This window comes from Amycolatopsis bullii (assembly GCF_014654205.1).
Taxonomy (GTDB): Bacteria; Actinomycetota; Actinomycetes; order Mycobacteriales; family Pseudonocardiaceae; genus Amycolatopsis; species Amycolatopsis plumensis.
This window is the reverse complement of the sequence record NZ_BNAW01000003.1, coordinates 220,397-236,749: the sequence shown is the minus strand read 5'-3', so window position 1 is coordinate 236,749 and position 16,353 is coordinate 220,397. Positions and strand designations below refer to the sequence as shown.

At 65.7% G+C, this 16,353-nt stretch carries 15 protein-coding genes and 3 pseudogenes; 9 read left to right on the top strand and 9 right to left on the bottom strand.

The window, feature by feature from the left end; translation table 11 throughout:
- The first annotated feature begins 94 nt into the window (after positions 1-94).
- On the top strand, positions 95-1,291 hold the full coding sequence (locus IE317_RS05930; RefSeq protein WP_229902498.1) for a cytochrome P450: 1,197 nt from the start codon (positions 95-97) through the stop codon (positions 1,289-1,291).
- Here the strand turns inward: IE317_RS05930 and IE317_RS05925 are convergent.
- Positions 1,217-3,061, bottom strand: coding sequence for a non-ribosomal peptide synthetase (locus tag IE317_RS05925; protein ID WP_191307012.1), 1,845 nt, complete (start codon positions 3,059-3,061; stop codon positions 1,217-1,219). The genes IE317_RS05930 and IE317_RS05925 overlap by 75 nt on opposite strands.
- A gap of 253 nt (positions 3,062-3,314) precedes the next feature.
- Between IE317_RS05925 and IE317_RS05920 the strand changes: the two genes are divergently transcribed.
- Positions 3,315-4,916, top strand: coding sequence for a (2,3-dihydroxybenzoyl)adenylate synthase (locus IE317_RS05920; protein WP_191307011.1), 1,602 nt, complete (start codon positions 3,315-3,317; stop codon positions 4,914-4,916).
- A 400-nt stretch (positions 4,917-5,316) separates the two neighbouring features.
- Positions 5,317-5,751, top strand: a complete 435-nt coding sequence (locus IE317_RS05915) for a VOC family protein (protein ID WP_191307010.1) — start codon at positions 5,317-5,319, stop codon at positions 5,749-5,751.
- 223 nt (positions 5,752-5,974) lie between these two features.
- Here IE317_RS05915 and IE317_RS05910 read toward each other — a convergent pair whose 3' ends face one another.
- Positions 5,975-6,196 (bottom strand): transposase, encoded by a 222-nt coding sequence (locus tag IE317_RS05910; RefSeq protein ID WP_191307009.1) that lies wholly within the window; start codon positions 6,194-6,196, stop codon positions 5,975-5,977.
- Positions 6,197-6,721: 525 nt separating this feature from the next.
- Positions 6,722-7,477, bottom strand: coding sequence for an SDR family NAD(P)-dependent oxidoreductase (locus IE317_RS05905; RefSeq protein ID WP_229902497.1), 756 nt, complete (start codon positions 7,475-7,477; stop codon positions 6,722-6,724).
- 178 nt (positions 7,478-7,655) lie between these two features.
- Between IE317_RS05905 and IE317_RS05900 the strand changes: the two are divergent.
- Positions 7,656-8,041, top strand: a pseudogene (locus IE317_RS05900) (IS5/IS1182 family transposase); the annotation flags it as partial.
- A 142-nt stretch (positions 8,042-8,183) separates the two neighbouring features.
- Positions 8,184-9,029, top strand: a complete 846-nt coding sequence (locus IE317_RS05895) for an alpha/beta hydrolase (protein WP_229902496.1) — start codon at positions 8,184-8,186, stop codon at positions 9,027-9,029.
- Between the two features lie 97 nt (positions 9,030-9,126).
- On the opposite strand, the gene IE317_RS45065 is transcribed toward IE317_RS05895, so the two are convergent.
- Complete coding sequence (locus IE317_RS45065; protein WP_191307006.1) at positions 9,127-9,630, bottom strand: helix-turn-helix domain-containing protein; 504 nt, start codon at positions 9,628-9,630, stop codon at positions 9,127-9,129.
- A 178-nt stretch (positions 9,631-9,808) separates the two neighbouring features.
- On the opposite strand from IE317_RS45065, the gene IE317_RS05885 reads away from it, so the two are divergent.
- On the top strand, positions 9,809-9,976 hold the full coding sequence (locus IE317_RS05885) for a hypothetical protein (protein WP_191307005.1): 168 nt from the start codon (positions 9,809-9,811) through the stop codon (positions 9,974-9,976).
- A gap of 21 nt (positions 9,977-9,997) precedes the next feature.
- On the opposite strand, the gene IE317_RS44325 is transcribed toward IE317_RS05885, so the two are convergent.
- The 3 genes from IE317_RS44325 to IE317_RS05875 all read right to left on the bottom strand — a co-directional run bounded on the left by IE317_RS44325 (position 9,998) and on the right by IE317_RS05875 (position 12,079).
- Positions 9,998-10,126 (bottom strand): 3-hydroxyacyl-CoA dehydrogenase NAD-binding domain-containing protein, encoded by a 129-nt coding sequence (locus IE317_RS44325; RefSeq protein WP_229902494.1) that lies wholly within the window; start codon positions 10,124-10,126, stop codon positions 9,998-10,000.
- Positions 10,127-10,607: 481 nt separating this feature from the next.
- Entirely contained in the window at positions 10,608-10,844 is a 237-nt protein-coding gene (locus tag IE317_RS05880) for a hypothetical protein (RefSeq protein WP_191307004.1), read from the bottom strand.
- Positions 10,845-11,302: 458 nt separating this feature from the next.
- Complete coding sequence (locus tag IE317_RS05875; protein WP_229902493.1) at positions 11,303-12,079, bottom strand: helix-turn-helix transcriptional regulator; 777 nt, start codon at positions 12,077-12,079, stop codon at positions 11,303-11,305.
- A 573-nt stretch (positions 12,080-12,652) separates the two neighbouring features.
- On the opposite strand from IE317_RS05875, the pseudogene IE317_RS05870 reads away from it, so the two are divergent.
- From IE317_RS05870 to IE317_RS05860, 3 genes and pseudogenes are all read left to right on the top strand, one after another.
- Positions 12,653-13,014, top strand: a pseudogene (locus IE317_RS05870) (DNA-binding response regulator); the annotation flags it as partial.
- A 908-nt stretch (positions 13,015-13,922) separates the two neighbouring features.
- A complete protein-coding gene (locus IE317_RS05865; RefSeq protein WP_191307002.1) occupies positions 13,923-14,762 on the top strand; it encodes an AfsR/SARP family transcriptional regulator in 840 nt (279 codons plus the stop codon).
- Between the two features lie 82 nt (positions 14,763-14,844).
- Positions 14,845-15,525 (top strand): winged helix-turn-helix transcriptional regulator, encoded by a 681-nt coding sequence (locus IE317_RS05860; protein ID WP_191307001.1) that lies wholly within the window; start codon positions 14,845-14,847, stop codon positions 15,523-15,525.
- Positions 15,526-15,537: 12 nt separating this feature from the next.
- Here the strand turns inward: IE317_RS05860 and IE317_RS05855 are convergent.
- Positions 15,538-15,844 (bottom strand): annotated as a pseudogene (locus tag IE317_RS05855) (acyl-CoA dehydrogenase); the annotation flags it as partial.
- A gap of 8 nt (positions 15,845-15,852) precedes the next feature.
- A complete protein-coding gene (locus IE317_RS05850; protein WP_191307000.1) occupies positions 15,853-16,146 on the bottom strand; it encodes a hypothetical protein in 294 nt (97 codons plus the stop codon).
- Positions 16,147-16,353 lie beyond the last annotated feature (207 nt).

Here is a 16,353-nt window from a genome sequence, read left to right as displayed (position 1 = left end):
TGAAGGAACTACGCAAGACATTCCGGACTCGACGAATCGCCTAGTCACGCTGGCAATTGCTGTCCGCACAAAGGTCCGGCTGAAGGAGACGCAGGTGGGTGCTGGCGAGTTTCTCGATCTCACGGATCCGGCAACGTTTGTTCGGCACGAGCCCCGTGACTACTGGCAGGAGATTCGGTCGCAGCATCCCATCTACTGGCACGACTCCCCCGGCGATCTGCCGGGATTCTGGGTAGTCACCAGGTTCAGCGACATACAGACGGCGTACCGCAACGCCAAATTCCTGAGCTCGGCGCGCGGCACCGTGCTCGACGTACTACTGCACGGCAACGACTCCGCAAGCGGCAAGATGCTCGCCGTCACCGATCGCCCCCGCCACCAGCAGTTGCGGAACCTGATGCTGCGGGCGTTCTCCCCCAAGGTCCTCGGACCGGTGGTCGAGCGGGTCGAGCAACGCACCCGGAGTTTGGTCGCTAGCGTGGTTGATGTGGGCACGTTCGACTTCGCCGCCGAGGTCGCCGAGCACATCCCGATGACGACGATCTGCGATCTCCTGTCAATCCCCGACGGCGACCGCGCCGAGCTGCTCAGGTGGAACAAGCTGGCCCTGTCCGCGGACAGCGAGGAGGTTGACGACCTCGACTCGCTGATCGCCCGCAACGACATCGTTTCCTACTTCATGGATCTCGCCAAGCATCGCCGGGAGAACCCAGGCGACGACGTCATCACCATGATCGCGAGCACGCAGGTCGACGGCGAGCTGCTCAGCGACGAGGAGGTCGCCCTGAACTGCTACAGCCTCATCCTGGGCGGCGATGAATCGTCCCGGATGTCAGCGATCGGAGGGGTCAAAGCGCTGGCCGAGAACCCTGGGCAGTGGGCCGCGCTGCGGGCCGGCGTCGCCTCCCTCGACGACGCGGTCGAGGAGGTACTGCGCTGGGTCACGCCTGCTATGCACTTTGCCCGGACCGCGCTCATCGACCTGGAGATCGCCGGTCAGAAGATCCGGGCCGGGGACATCGTCACTTTGTGGAACACCTCGGCTAACGACGATGAGACAGTGTTTCCCGATCCGCGAACCTTCGACCTGGCACGCAAGTCCAGCAAGCACCTCACCTTCGGCCACGGGCCCCACTTCTGTGTCGGTGCGTTTCTGGGCCGGGCGGAACTGCGGGCCCTGTTATCCTCGCTCGCGGAGTCGGTGCGTTCAATCGAGCTAGATGGCAATCCCTCGCGGATCTACTCGAACTTCCTGTTCGGCTACAGTAGTTTGCCCGTCAACTTTCGGTGAGCGGACCGTCTCAGCCGTCGGTGAGACGGCCCTCTCCACCACTAGCGCCAACTCCGAGATACTGTCGGCCTCGAAGAGTGAGCGTATCGGGATCTTGATGCCGAGGTCCTGTCGGATCCGGGCGGCCAGCTTCGTCGCCAGCACAGAGTGCCCACCGATCTCGAAGAAGTTCTGATCTGGGGTGACCACCGGCAGGCCCAGGAGCTCGGCGACGATCGCGCACAGCACATCGGCGTACGGCATACCCTCCTGCCAGCTGAGCTGTTCGGCAGGGAGCTTGGCGGGGCGCGGTCGCAACGCCTTCCGGTCGATCTTTCCGTTGTGCGTCGTCGGAAGTTGGTCGAGCAGGGTGACTGTCGACGGCACCATGTGATCCGGCAACATACGGCGGACATGGTGGCGCAGCTCCGACTCGGTCACTTCCTCCCCCGGCGACGTCGTCACGTACGCAACCACACGGGCGTCTGCCAGTTCTCCTTCCACCGCAGCGACCGCGAGTTTGACCGCGGCGTGACCGGCTAAGACTGCCTCGACCTCAGCAAGCTCGACCCGGAAGCCACGAACCTTCACCTGTGCATCGGCGCGACCCGAGAAAAGGATCTCTCCATCAGTCCGACGCGACCCGCGGTCGCCGGAGCGGTACATCCGACTGCCGGGTGCTCCCTGTGGATCGGCAACAAAACGGGTGGCAGTGATGCTCGGACGGTTGAGATAACCGCGGGCTAGCCCGGGCCCGGCCAGGTACAGCTCCCCTTCGGCGCCGTCGGCAACTTCTTGCATACGCTCGTCGAGCACTTGGACGGTCTCGCCGAGCCAGGGCGTCCCGATGGTGATCTCGTCGACAGCCGGATCGACCGGTCCGCTAAGGGTGGAGCCGACAGTCACCTCGGTCGGACCGTAACCGTTGAAGAGCCGTCGACCGGGTGCCCACTTGCGGACCAAGGACGGCGTACATGTATCGCCCGTCGACATCACCGTGCCGCCTAGCAGAACGCCATCGGCGTCAGTGGCACTCAAGGCCACCGGCGGCAAGGTCGCGTGGGTGATCCGGTGCTTTAGCAGGGTCTCCCGCAACGGATCTCCCGGCAGGACGTCGTCTGAGGACACCATGACCAGCGCGGCTCCGGACAGAAGTGCAAGGGTGATGTCCCAAAATGCGGCGTCGAAGCTGATCGACGCCCACTGCAGCACCCGGTCACCAGGGCCCGGACCGATTCGGTGCGCGTGAGTTGCGATCATATCGCCCGTACCTGCATGAGTCACCGCCACGCCCTTCGGCGTACCGGTGGAACCTGACGTGTATATCACGTACATCAAATGGGATATGTACAACGGAGACAGCCGCTCAGCGTCAGTCAGGTCGCCGGTCGCCTCACCTCGGATGTCCGCCTGCAGGTCAGGGTCGTCTATCACGTAGTCGGCCACCTCGTCACTTAGGCAGCGAATCTGGCTCGACCGGATCACCAGGACGGGGCCCGCGTCGTCGATAACGTGCGCCAGCCGATCATCAGGGTAGTTCGGGTCCAGCGGAAGATACGCGCCGCCAGCCTTCAGCACGGCCAGCAGCACGATGATCAGATCTTCCGAACGCGGTATAGCAACAGCCACCAAGGAATCCGGCCCGACTCCTAGGGCCACCAAGCGCCTGGCCAGCTGGTTCGCGTGGGTGTTCAGCTCGGCGTAACTCAAACAAGTGTCACCGAAGATGACCGCGGGCTGGTCGGGGAAGCGGGCAACAGTCGACTCGAACAACTCCGGAACCGTGGACAAGGTTCAACTCCTTGGATCAGCCGACTCATGGAAGGGACACCGCACCTCCTACGGACCCTAGAAGCCCAGGCCGATGACGACCATCGAACTGACAGAGACAGGACAGCGCCGGGCCCCGTCAAACCCGCACGGGACTCCTGTCGCGTCTCTGTCAGCACGATTGCCTGACGGCGGCGGATGCCAGATGGTGAAGACCGGTGGCCTGTCGCACCGCTGATCCTCAATTCGATATCTAGTCTGATCGGGAGCCGAGATGCTCGAAGGCTGCGTTTCCTGGCCCGACGAACTCGCCGAGCAGTATCGCCGCCAGGGTTACTGGCAAGAGCGATCGCTGGGCGAGCTCCTGGAGGCGGCCTGCGCCGAACATGCCACCAAGGTGGCTATCGTGTACGGCGAGCAGCGGCTCACGTACGCGGACCTCGCAGCCCGCTCCGACCTCGTAGCCCGGCAGTTCGTAGCTCGTGGGATTGGCCCGCTCGATCGGGTCGTCGTGCAGTTGCCGAACGTGCCGGAGTTCGCGACCGTGGTTTTCGCGTTGTTCCGGCTGGGTGCCATTCCGGTGCTGGCTCTGCCGGGGCATCGCAAGCACGAGCTCGTTCACCTGGCCTCGCAGTCCGGCGCCGTCGCACTGATCGTGATGAGCGAGTTCCGAGGCTTCGACTACCGGCAACTCGCCCAAGAGGTGCAGCAAGACGTCCCAGGGGTCGAGCATGTGCTGATTGCGAACGAGCTCGCCGACAGCGCGCCGGAGACGCGGTATCCGCAGGTCGATCCGTCCGAGCCGGCTTTCTTTCTGCTCTCCGGCGGGACGACTGGCCGGCCGAAACTGATCCCCCGCACGCACAACGACTACGCGTACAACATGCTGGCTGCCGCGGACGCGCTCCGGGTCGACAGCACGTCGACGTACCTAGCCGTGAACCCGGTCGCCCACAACGCCGCGCTCGGTTGCCCTGGGCTGTTCGGAACGCTGCTCGTCGGTGGCAAGGTCGTACTCGCCCCGACTTCTCGGCTGGCGGAGCTAATCGGGCTCATCCGTGCGGAACAGGTCACGCTCACGACGTTGGTACCGGGAACCGTGCGGCTTTGGATCGACTACGCGCAGCGGACGCCTGTCGACCTTTCCGGCGTCCACTTGCAGATCGGCAGTTCCAAGCTGACACCAGTGCAGGCCGAGGAAGCGCGCGAGTTCCTGCACTGCGACCTGAGTCAGTGGTTCGGTGTCGGCGAAGGGCTCCTCACCTACACTCGGCTTGACGACCCGGATGAGGTGAGGTTCAACACCGAGGGCCGTCCAATGGCTCCCGACGACGAAATCCGGGTTGTAGACGACGCCGGCCGCGACGTACCGGACAACGTCGAAGGTGAGCTACTGACGCGAGGTCCGTACACCATACGCGGCTACTACCGTGCCGAACAGGAGAACACCGACTCCTTCACGTCGGATGGGTTCTTCCGGACCGGGGACCTGGTGCGACGTAGGCCGGACGGCAACATCGTCGTCGTCGGCCGGCTCAAGGACGTGATCAACCGGGCTGGCGACAAGGTTCCGGTCGAGGACCTGGAGGAACAGCTCATGGCGCATCCCGGCGTCCGGGACGCGGCGGTCGTGGGGGTCGAGGACGCAGTACTGGGTGAGCGCACCTACGCATTCGTCGTACTGCGGGACCAGAGCGTCGAGCTCCAAGCCCTGAAGGTATTCCTGCGAGACCGCGGTCTCGCGACCTACAAGATCCCGGACAAGCTCGTGTCCGTCTCCGAACTGCCCCGCACGCCGGTAGGTAAGGCAGACAAGGTCGCACTGCGCGCCCTGGCCGCCTTCACCCCGCCCGGCGCCAGCAGACAGGCGGCATGAAACACCCCCGCGCCGGGCTCCGAGTTCGGCTCGCCCCTCGCCGCGCGAGCATGGGCGTCGTCCTCGCCGGGGTCAAGGCCAAGCCCTCCGGGTGGCCTCCGGCCAGCCTTGACCCCTCCTGCGGGCCTGCGCCCACCCCGACAAGTGGGCTCAATATCGCGAAAATCTCACCGTTTTCGACTCCGACGGCGTCGCCTTCGAAGATCACCTCGCCCTGGATGTCATCCTCCAAGCCGCCGAACAACTCGGCCTTGGCACCAAGCTCTCCATCGAGAGTCACCCCGACGACGTACTCGACCCCTACTCCATCCGCGGCCACGCGCCTGCGACTCCCAGCTGACTTGCTGGGCCCAAGGTGTCGGCCAGGGGCCGTCACCTCTTCCTAGCCCCGGAGGTGCCGGTGTACAACCCCGACGCCGGATTCCCCGGAGTAGTCGTCGAACTTGGCTACACCGACGTACCGGCCGCCGTAGCCTGGCTCACCCGGGTCTTCGGCTTCCGCGAACTACTCCGCCAAACTGTCGACGGCACTGTCTGCCACGCCGACCTACACACCGGTGCTGGCGTCGTCATGCTCGCCAAGGTCGGCGAGCGGCTCACCATCCCGCCCACCGGTGTGCCAGCCGTTGCTCAGCTGATCGTCTGGGTCGATGACGTCGACAAGCACTACGCCCACTCGCGCGCCGAGGGCGCCCAGACCCTCCACGAACCCCGCGACAAACCCTGGGGCCTACGGCAGTACCTCGCCCTCGACCACGAGAACCACCTGTGGGAGTTCACCGAGCACGTCCGTAACGTCCCCGCCACCGAGTGGGGAGCGACGACCTTCGCATGATCGACACCGCCTCGCTACAACGGCAGCCGAAGGGATCACCTCGGCCTCGGTCTTCGGTCCGACGAGAAGCTGGTGAGCAGCCGGGGCGGGATCGCACCGCCCGGTTCTCACAGAACCGGACTTGAACCTCTCGACTCATCCGCCCTCGACAGCCTGTTGGGACGGCTGATCGACGTTCCCACACCATCGGGGAGTTCGGTCCTGCCGTTGTGATGCGGTGTGCTTAAGAGGCCGTCTCAGTGGCCAGGTGCAGACTCACCGCGACCTGGCAGTTGGTCACCTTGCCCGCGGTGCCGGTGTACTGGCGTGCCACACACGGCGACGACCTCCCCGACTTCAGATACCCGGCGTCATCAAAGATCACCGCCTCCGGCGCCAACTCCGCAGCCATCCGCCGCGCCAACCGCTCCCGCACCGGCACCGGATCCCACGGCGAGGTCGACATGAACTATTGCAACGCCTGCTCATTGCCATCCGGCCGACGCGCGGCCATCGGCTGGATCGACTTACGCTTGCCATCCAGTAAGTTCACCCAACCTAACGAAGCACTACTAGTTGTCGTTGGGTAGACCGGACACGATCGCGCGCCAGTAGCTCAGCACATCGGCCGCCGCCGCAGACCGGTTCGCTGACGCAAGGATGCGGACCTGCGCGGCAGGGTAGGTGCGGTACCTTCCCTCTCTTGCTTCTGATAGAAGACGCGAGACCATCCACCACCGTCGGGAGTCGCGAACATGACGATCTCGCGGGCTCTTTCCCAGGCGATTCCGCGAACTTCGACTCTGGCGTCGTCGTTGAGTGTGATGTGCGCCGGATTGCGGAGGATGCGCACGCGGTGACGGCCGTACCAGTAAAGCGGAGACTGCAGCGGTAGTGCTGGCCGCGTTCGCTGATGGAGTGGCAGTCCACCGTGCGCTAGAGTCAGGCCTGATCACGAAAGAACGTGCCCGTCACCTGGCATGCAGCCGGATCAACTGGTCCGGCCGCCGTCGACCGGGAGGAGCACACCGGTGACCCACCCCGACGTGTCGTCATCGAGGAGCAGGGTGACCCACCGGGCGATCTCATCGGGTTCGCCGAACCTCTCCAACGGGGTCGACGCCAGCAAGTCCGCGCGGAGGGTCTGGGTCTGTGGACCGGTGAGCCCCAGGTCGTCGTACATCGGCGTGTCGACCGGGCCGGGCAGGATCGCGTTCACCCGGACCTGTGGCGCCAGCTCCCGTGCCCACGACCGGGTCAGGCTGTTCACAGCGGCCTTCGTCGCGCCGTAGAGGGATCGGTTCGGCATCGCCAGAAGACCACCGACCGACGACACGTTCACCACCGCGCCACGATGCTTACGCAGTTCCGGTAAGCAGGCCCGCAGCACGTTCACCGGTCCACGGAGGTGCACCGCGAACATGTCGTCCAGATCGGACGGCGAAGAAAACTCGATCGGCGCGAAGCGCGCCAGGCCGGCATTGTTGACGACTCCGCTCACCGGACCGCACCGATCCGTCAGAGTCCGTACCGCGTGCTCGACCTCGGCTGCCGAACCGACGTCGGCGGGCAGCACTACCACCTCACCGGGCTCGTCGCTGAGGTCATCGCGCAGAGCCAGCAGTGGTTCCTTGCGCCGACCGATCGCGCCTACCCGCGCGCCTGCCCGGCACAACCTTGCACACGTCGCACGGCCGATCCCCGAACCGGCGCCGGTCACGACTACAGTTCTGCCGGACAAGCTCATCCGCATACGCTCCTCACTTGCAGTTTCCACGACGCTTCGCCCACAGCTGGCCGCATGCTGACGGCACCAGACGCTACACGTGCCCCACGACACCGACCACACCTACGAAATGTCTTTGAAAGATGCTTAGACCGTGTCTCACGTGGATTTTATGATCTTGTTTCCATGATCTTGGGTCGTGGTCGATCGGTTGTCGATGCGGTTGGTGCCGGACGAGTTGTGGGTGCTGGTGGAGCCGTTGGTTCCGGAGTTCCGTGCTCGTCGGCAGGGTGGCGGGACGGCGCCGTTGCCGGCTCGTGCGGTGTTCACCGCGATCGTGTACGTGGTGACCAGTTGGGTAGATGCGGCATCGGTGCGTGCGAAAAGGGGGGATCGCTGACCGGGCCGAGTCCGGTCGACCGCGGCAAGCCCGGTTCGAAGATCCACGTCATGTCCGAACGCGGTGGGGTGCCGCTTGTCGTTGGTGCCTCGGCCGCGAACACTAACGACTCCTACGCGCCCAAGCCCTTGGTGAAGGCGATCCCCGCGATCCGATCCCGCCGAGGCCCACGTCTCTCGCCGCCGCCCTCACCTGCTACAAGAAACTCCGCAAAGCGACCACATGAGACACGTTCTTAGATCGGTCTTTCAGGATTCTGTTAAGCAGTCGAAACGTTGCCAAGACAAATGTTAGCGTGTGACATCGTACTAGTTGGAGGTTATGATAATGACGACCATCTGGGGCGACTTGGACCAACAGTACTCGCCCAGCTCGTGCATTACCGACATCGAGTACTACCTACACGAGTACGCCACACGTAGCGCAGGCGCCCGAGCCACATACCGGCATCATACCGTGCACTATGGGTATTCCGATGTCGAGCAGCTTGACCTCTTTCCGCATTACGACGGCAACACACTGCTGGTCTACGTGCACGGCGGCAACTGGCAGCAGCTCAGCAAGAACGAGTCCAGCTTCGCCGCGCCTGCCGCCTTGCACGCTGGCGCGGCCTTCGCTGCCCTGGGCTACGGTCTCGCACCGAACTACGACCTCGACACGATTGTGGCAATGGTGCGCCGTGGCCTGCTGTGGCTGGTGGACAACGCGGACACCTATGGCATCGCGCCGGGCCGGATCCACCTCAGCGGCAGCTCAGCGGGTGCGCACCTGGTCGCCATGGCCCTAACCGACGGCTGGCTGCCCGACGGGCGGACACCAGCCGAAGTGTTCGGCTCAGCCACACTGCTCAGCGGCATCTACGACCTCGACCCAGTCCGGCACAGTTACGTCAACGATGCACTGAGCCTCACGGAGGAATCGGCTCGCCGCAACAGCCCCATCCAGAACACCCCAGTCAAGGCGCCACCGATCACCGTCGCCCGTGGCGGACTCGAGACACCGGAGTACGCCCGTCAGCACGACAACTACGTCGCTGCCCTACGTGCGAACGGAATCGCCGTCGAGGAAATGGTCCTCGCGCACCGAAATCACTTCGACCTGCCGTTCGACCTCGCCAACCCGGACACACCTGTCGGCAGCACCTTGGTTCGACTGCTAACCAGCAACAGCTGAGCATTGCGAGCGGTCGGCAGCCAGCCGACAGCGCTCCCCGGCGTTCTTCGGGTGATGAGCGGTGATCCAACGAGAAGTCCGCACCAGAGGCTTTGTTTCAGGAGCGCATAGCCTCCAGGATGTATCCTCGGCCCCACGCGGTGCGGATCGACAGATCGATCGACTGAAGTCTTCGGCGGAGCCGCATAATATGCAGGTCGAGCGAGTTTCTTGTAAGGGTCGTTACCTGCGTTGCCAAATAGTTCGTGAGCTCGTTGCGGTACACCACCTCGCCGAAGCGTTCGACGAGCAGGGCCATGAGGTGGGCCTGAGTGGTCGAGATCGTGATCGAGTGACTTCCGAAACTTAGAGTTCCCGCTGAGTCGATCCTCGGCGCCCGGCGGCTGTCGAACCGGTTCTGCAAGGCATTGACCCTCGCGTCCAGGTCAACCCGAGATATCGGTTGGCGAGCCCAATCTTCAATCGGATCGTTGCTGACCGGCGGTACCGCGCCTCCTTCTACGACGAGTAATCGAGGTCTCCCCTCAAGCTGATAGCGGTTCCGCAGGTCCGCCTGCGCTGGCCACCTGACGAAGACTACGTCGGAGTTCCGACTCCCCATCATTAGTCCTCCAGTCCCAATCACTAATCGCTTGTAGAAATATTCATCCCCGAGCTCTGCGGCGCCGACGTCGACTGGAGGGACTGAAGACCCCCGCGATCCACCAGTTCGTAGACCGTTCCGACCCCATGTCGAACCGGTTGGTGCTTGCCCGGGAACCTCGCCGATGATCTTGCGGGTGACGCCTCAGTGCGTCCGCTTCATGGCCCGCCAGTCCCGCATCGACAGTCGCCGGATCACCCGCGGTGCCAAGGCCCCGCTCGACAGCGTCGGACAGTACAGCGGCGACGGTCGCGGCCGGGGTCGCCACGACGACGACATCGGCGGGCTCCCGCCCCCGGGGTGAGCGGAACGCCCGCGCCGCGACTCACCGCGGCGGCGAGCGCGGCGGCGTCGGGTCGGCCAGCCGGACGCGCACACCGCTGCGGGTCAGCGCGAGTCCGATCGACGTGCCGATCGTGCCTGCGCCGAGCACGGTCACAGTACGGAGGTCCACGAGAACGACGGTACGGCCGCCTATCGGAGGTCGTCCTCTCTTCGAGTGCACACTCCCCCGTTTCATCCTGGGGTGAACTCGTGGTTCTGCAAGCACCTGGATGGCCTTTGCGGGGTTGTCCGGCGCGTCCGGGGTCGGCCGGGCTGCGTCGACTCGTCGATCGTGGTGCCGAAGGGCGCGGACCCGTACTCGTGGATGGAGCCGGCCTCGTTCCGAGCAGCACAGCTCGCACAGGGGTGGGGCGCCTCTGCTGATCGTCGGCACCTGCCGGGGTCGCCGGTCGCTCCGATGACCGCACGCAAGTCCGAAAGCAACGGTGGCATCACCCGCAGCTATGCTCGGCTGGCGAGCAGGCTCCACATGTCGGTGATAAATCGGTGCCGCCCCAGCATCTACACCCGGTCCATCTCGGACACTGCGAGATCGACCCACGGGCTGCGGCAGATCGCCCGTTCGTTGCACACGGTCCACGTACGCGCGTTCATAACGTCGCTTCCAGTGCGATGCTCGTCTCGTAGTCGGGAAGCAGGCCCCGGTCCAGCGCCTCGGCGAGGGAAGGCGCCGCCTGATCGCGTTCGGACACGGTGGGCGGATTCTCGATCGGCAGGCCCAGTTCCGTGTCCAGCGGCGACACGGCGAGCTCCTCCTCGATGACGTAGTCGCGACGCGAGCGGCCGTGCCCCGTCGTGTGCATCATCACCGGCTCCTGGTAGGTCACGACGAGCACTCCCTGGAGTCCCGGAACGTGGCGGGGCTGAACACGTGGGCATCCCCGACCAGCAGCTCCCTCGTCTCCGTGTCGGCAGGCACGCTGCTCGCCCCGTTCGTGGTAGATGACCGGCGGCTCACGGCAGGGCCGCTGCCGCAACGCGGCCTGCTGCTCGCCGAGGAACTCCCGGTAGGCAATGGTCTTCCCCGTTTCCGCAGTCCGGGATATTCATGTTCGGCTCCTTTCTTCGCCTCTCGCCGACGGATGCTGCTCCACTTCCGGATGCGGACGTCGGCACACCGCCCACACGTCCGGAGCCGGGCCGCCCAGCGAGACCGAAGCCGCCCTCGATCGGCAACTCAATCCTCAGGACAGGACGCGGCCGGCGAAGCTCACATCGGCCAGCGAGGGGGCCAAGAACCTGCGGCGCAGGGCGCCGAACGTCGTCGCCGTCATCGCTCCCCTGGTCAGGCCGCAACCCGCAGCTCGGGACGGGCCAGATCGCAGCTCGTACCGTGTGGGAAGGTGTCGGAGGCCAGCGTGATCGCGATGGGCGGATCGGTCGGTTGCAGTTCGCGCAACCGCAGGTACACCCTCGTGGCGCCACCCGGCGACACGGCGACCGGCTGCCGAACCGTGCCGAGGTAGATGCTCTCCGCGCCCCCGCCGTGCGCGCCCTCGGCGACCGCGAGCACGGTCCACCGCCCTGGCGGCACGTCCGAGATGGTCAGCCTGGTCGAGCCGACACCGGCCTGCGCGGCGTACGCCACGGGCCCGCACTGCGGGATGCGCTCGGCGAACAGGCCGACCAGCACATTGGCCGGTGCGGCCTCGGCGGGCAGGTCGACCGTGGCGGACATCGACGCCGCGCCCTGCACGGGCAGCCCGTTCGCGCCGGGCAGTGCCTCGGCCGGGGGCACCCGGTGGAAGTCGGGGCTCACGGCGAGCAGCAACTCGCGTACCTCCGGGCTGCGGTACTGGGTGGGGGTCATCCCGACCGCCTTGGTGAACCGGCTGGTGAACGTGCCGACGCTGTTGTAGCCGACGCTGCACACGACGTCGGCCACGGTGAGATCGGTGGTCAGCAGCAGCCGCTTGGCCTCGAACAACCGGACGGCGGTCAGGTAACGGCCCGGCGTCACGCCCGTCAGCTCCGCGAACACCCTGGAGAGATGAAAGGGGCTGACGAACACCTCAGCCGCTATCTGGCTGAGGGTGATGGGGTCGAAGTAACGATCGCGCATCGCCGAAATTGCTTGCTGGACAGCAAGTTGCATAGGTCTCTCCTCCGGTCCTCAAGAACGATCCGCAACCGCTGGATCCACTCGACTCCCCAATGGACTCCAGCTTTTCCGGCGCAGTCCGGAACCCTGGAGACAAAAATGTCCTACCTGCTGTGGTCCCGGCTCACTCGCGGCCTCTCACTCGCTTCCGAGTCACCGCACGTCCTGACCGGGCGGCTCGGCCCCAGTTCGCGTCGTGGTCTGCCCCGGCCACGACCTACCGGAGCGCCGCGCGAGGTGCGGCGACGTTCCGGCTCGTCATTGCTTCCGACGTCTGTGTCGACGAATCACGCCGTCAACCTCGTCTGGGAGCTAGCATGACCCCACCTGTTCTCACGCACGTCAAAGAGGCGTCAAGGACCAGACAAGTCAGCGGTACCCAGCCGGTGGCACGGGCAGTGCGCACGCGGTTGGCCGCTGGGGGGCAGCCGCATCACCTGATTGTCGTAACGACAAGTCCCCCACCAGGTGGTTCGGCTGAGACAGAACGGATGGCAACCATTGATCAGAGTGTTGCTTGCCGAGGACGCGCACATGGTGCGCGGTGCTTTGGTCGCGCTGTTGGGATTCGAACCCGACATCGAAGTGGTCGCCGAAGTGGCTTCCGGCGACGACATCCTCTGCCGGACTGCCGCACGCTCATCCTGACCAGCCTCGGCAGGCCAGGCACCATCCGAAGAGCACTGATGAACCGGGTCGACGGCTTCATGCTCAAGGACGCGCCTTCTGACAAGCTGACGAACGCCATCAGGAACGTCGCGGCAGGTCAACGCGTCTTGGACAACCAACTCGCCCTCACCGCCTGGGACACGACGGACTGTCCGCTCATCAACCGAGAGATGGATATTTTTCGCCTGGCCGCGGGTGGCCACAACGCTGTGGACATCGCAGCGGAGGCCCGGTCAGCGTGGCGGCAACGGGACCGTGGCGCGCAACCGGTAACTGCCCGGCGGCTCTGACTCGGTCTCCAAGTCGCCTCCGACGAGGCCGAGCCGGCGGGAAAGGTTACGGATGCCGCTGCCATCGACGTCGGCGATGGGTGCAGGCACCTGCGCGACACCGTCGTTGACGATCTCCAGCCGCGCAACGCCACCGTTGCACCACAGCTTGATCTCGCATGCCTCAGCCTTGCTGTGCCGACGGGGGCCGCCTGCACCAGCCGCTCCAGCACCCTGATGGTCTGCTCGGCCTCCATCTTCCCCGGCCTGGCCCCCAGCACGGCCGCGATGTCCTTGGTGCCGTCGAGCAGGGCGACCACGGCGCCTACCTGTGCTCCGCGCAGCGCCGTTACGCCTCGTTCGGAGAACAGGAACGCGCCACCCTCAGGGCTGATCTCGGCTCGTAGTTGCGCTTGAACCCGATCAACTGCGCTCTATCGGCACCGTGGTCCATCAGGCAGCTTCTTCACACGCCCCGGCCTTGGTCCAACCGGTCGGACGCAGCCGCAACCGGCGAGGGTTGCTCCACTGGGTCGAATTCGTCTATTTGGAGATCGATGGAGTAGACATTGCTGGACTGTTCGGAGTAGTGTTTGCCGCCATCTTGCATACTTTGGTGGTTCGGGAAAGTCAGTGCTGTGCTGGAAATTATGGTTTCGTGTCGCCGATATGACCAGTGCACAATCCATGAACCGCATATGCGTTGACCATAGGTGCGGCGGGCCGGATTCAAATCGGTATTCGTGGCCGGTGCACTGCCGCGGCCACGATCGATCTGCCAGTGTTCAGGAATCGACCGTCGCTTGGATTGACATCGAACTGGGTGGACGTCAACCAGCGACGGAAGTCACCGATGGGAGCCACGTATGTTGGATTCCGACCTGGCGTTATGGGACCGATCTGACGACGCCTCGGCCGGGTTCGCCGGCCAGCCCAACGGTGGGCCGCACTTCACCCTGCTCGGCCCCTTGGAGGTCCGCAAGGACGGCGAGGACCACGCGCCGACGGCACCGAAGGTGCTCCAAGTGCTGGCGATGCTGCTCATGCGTCCCGGCAAGGTCGTGCAGGGTGACCTGATCATCAAGGAGCTGTGGGCGGGCGACCCGCCCCGCGGCGGCCGGACCACCATGCAGACACACGTCTGGCAACTGCGCAGGTACATCGAAGCCAACGGATTCGCCAGCGACGGCGACCAGATCATCGTGACCAGGGCACCCGGCTATCTGCTGCGCGTCGACCCTGGCCAGGTCGACGTCGCCGTGTTCCAGTGGCTGGCCAGGGAGGGCAGGGCGCTGTTCGACCGGCAGCACTACGCCGAAGCCGCCACCGTCCTGCGCAAGGCACTGGACCTGTGGGGCGGGCCGCCGCTGGCCAACGTGATATGCGGCCCTGTGCTCTCGGTGTATGCGACCGACCTGGAGGAACAGCGACGAAACACGCAGCGCCTGTGCATCCATGCCGAGATCGAGGCGGGCATGTACCACGACCTGATTGGCGAGTTGCGGTCGCTGATCGCCGCCAGCCCCCTTGACGAGGGCCTCAACGGCCAACTGATGCGGGTGCTCAACCTCAGCGGCAGGCGGATCGAGGCGCTGGAGCTCTACCGGCAGTTCCGGGCAAGGCTGAGCGGCGAGCTCGGCCTCGAGCCGTGTAACGAGCTCCAGGAGCTGCACCACGTCCTGCTCTCGGACCAGTCGCACCGCTGAAGGGGCCACGCGAACAGACCAGCTTTCGAACGCAAACCACAACACCTACTCCGCCCACACCGGCGTAGAAGGGACGCACATCATGACCGGTCGAACCTACGGGCAATTCTGTGGCCTCGCCCGCGCCCTCGAGCTCGTCGGCGAGCGATGGTCGCTGCTCGTCGTGCGAGACCTGTTGCTCGGCCCGAAGCGATACTCGGACCTGCGGCAGACCCTGCCGAAGCTGCCACCGAGCGTGCTTTCCGGCAGGCTCAACGAACTGGAAGAGGCAGGCGTGCTCCGGCGGCGCGTGCTGCCGCAACTGGACGCGGCCGTGGTCTACGAACTCACCGAGTACGGCCGCGAGCTGGAGCCGGTGCTGTTGCAGCTGGGGCTGTGGGGCGCGAGGGCACTGCTCGACCCCGCGCCGGACGACCTGTTCACCATGGACTCCGCGATCCTTTCGCTGTACACGACGTTCCGGCCGGAGCACGCGGCGGGCGTCAACGTCAGCTTCGAGATCCGCTATGGCGACCTGATCGTGCACGCCTTCGTGGACGACGGCGCGCTCAAGGTCGCCGAGGGCGCCGTTCCCGGGGCCGACCTCGTCATCGAGGCGGTCGGCTCGATCCAGCCGCTGCTGAGCGGCAGGCTGAGCCCGCTGGCGGCGATCGAGGCCGGGATCCTGCGGGCGAGCGGCGACCTCACCCTGCTGGACCGGTTCGTCGACCTCTTCCACATCCCGGCGCCCCCGGCCCCGGTGGAGGGCCTCGCCGTCCGCTGACCCTGGCCGCCTTCACTGTTCGGTCACCATCGGCGCGGCCAGGAACTGCTCCGGGATGGCGAACGCGTCGACCAGCGTGCGGGCGTGCGGGGCGGAGTTGCTTGCACAGCTGGTTGACGGCGGCGACCACAGCCTTGCCCCTGCTCGCGCTCAGCCGCCCGTGTTCGAGTAACCACGCCCGGTCCGCCTCGACGCCCGCCAGCACGTGCAGATCGCAGACGCGGCCGAGCAGGGTGCGGGCGGCCGGATCGCCGCAGCGGTCGATGGCCGCGACGAAGGCCTCCAGGACCACCCTTTCGATATGCGCGCGGCCGAGTCGATCCGGACTCACCCGCGTTCCCGATCATCCGCAGCGCAGACGCGATGCTGCTGGTCGCCCGCCCGCATGACGACGAGCTCGCCCACGTCGCGCTCAAACTGCAGGCCGCCCAGCAGTGGTCGCGCCGCCCGTGCTTCGTCCTGGTCGGCGACGGCTACCCGACCGCGGAGGTCTCCCAGGCGCTGCGCATCCCGGTGATGGGTCGCGTGCCGCGCGACGACAAGGGCGCCGCGGTGCTGTGCGGTCAGGGCACCGGCCGACGAGTCCCCGCTGGGGCGGGCCGCCGCCAGGATCGCGCTCAACCTCTACTCACACGGCCACCAGCCGGCCACCAACGGCGCCCGTGCGCCGCACCTGCGGCTGGCAGTTCCGGGTGAACCGGCCTCTGGCGCCGCTCTGCAACCGCTCGGGCCGCAGACCCGTAACGGGGCGACGTCATGACCCGGCCTGAGCTCGGCGATCCGCGCCTGACGGCGTCGACCAACGGCGCTGGTCCGAACCTGGTTGCT

Coding starts and splice junctions, on each gene's coding strand:
- IE317_RS05875 (WP_229902493.1), bottom strand. CDS start 12,079: ATGCGCGATCGTTACTTCGACCCCATCACCCTCAGCCAGATAGCGGCT.
- IE317_RS05860 (WP_191307001.1), top strand. CDS start 14,845: ATGACCGGTCGAACCTACGGGCAATTCTGTGGCCTCGCCCGCGCCCTC.
- IE317_RS45065 (WP_191307006.1), bottom strand. CDS start 9,630: ATGGGGAGTCGGAACTCCGACGTAGTCTTCGTCAGGTGGCCAGCGCAG.
- IE317_RS05920 (WP_191307011.1), top strand. CDS start 3,315: ATGCTCGAAGGCTGCGTTTCCTGGCCCGACGAACTCGCCGAGCAGTAT.
- IE317_RS05865 (WP_191307002.1), top strand. CDS start 13,923: ATGTTGGATTCCGACCTGGCGTTATGGGACCGATCTGACGACGCCTCG.
- IE317_RS05895 (WP_229902496.1), top strand. CDS start 8,184: ATGACGACCATCTGGGGCGACTTGGACCAACAGTACTCGCCCAGCTCG.
- IE317_RS05910 (WP_191307009.1), bottom strand. CDS start 6,196: ATGTCGACCTCGCCGTGGGATCCGGTGCCGGTGCGGGAGCGGTTGGCG.
- IE317_RS05905 (WP_229902497.1), bottom strand. CDS start 7,477: ATGAGCTTGTCCGGCAGAACTGTAGTCGTGACCGGCGCCGGTTCGGGG.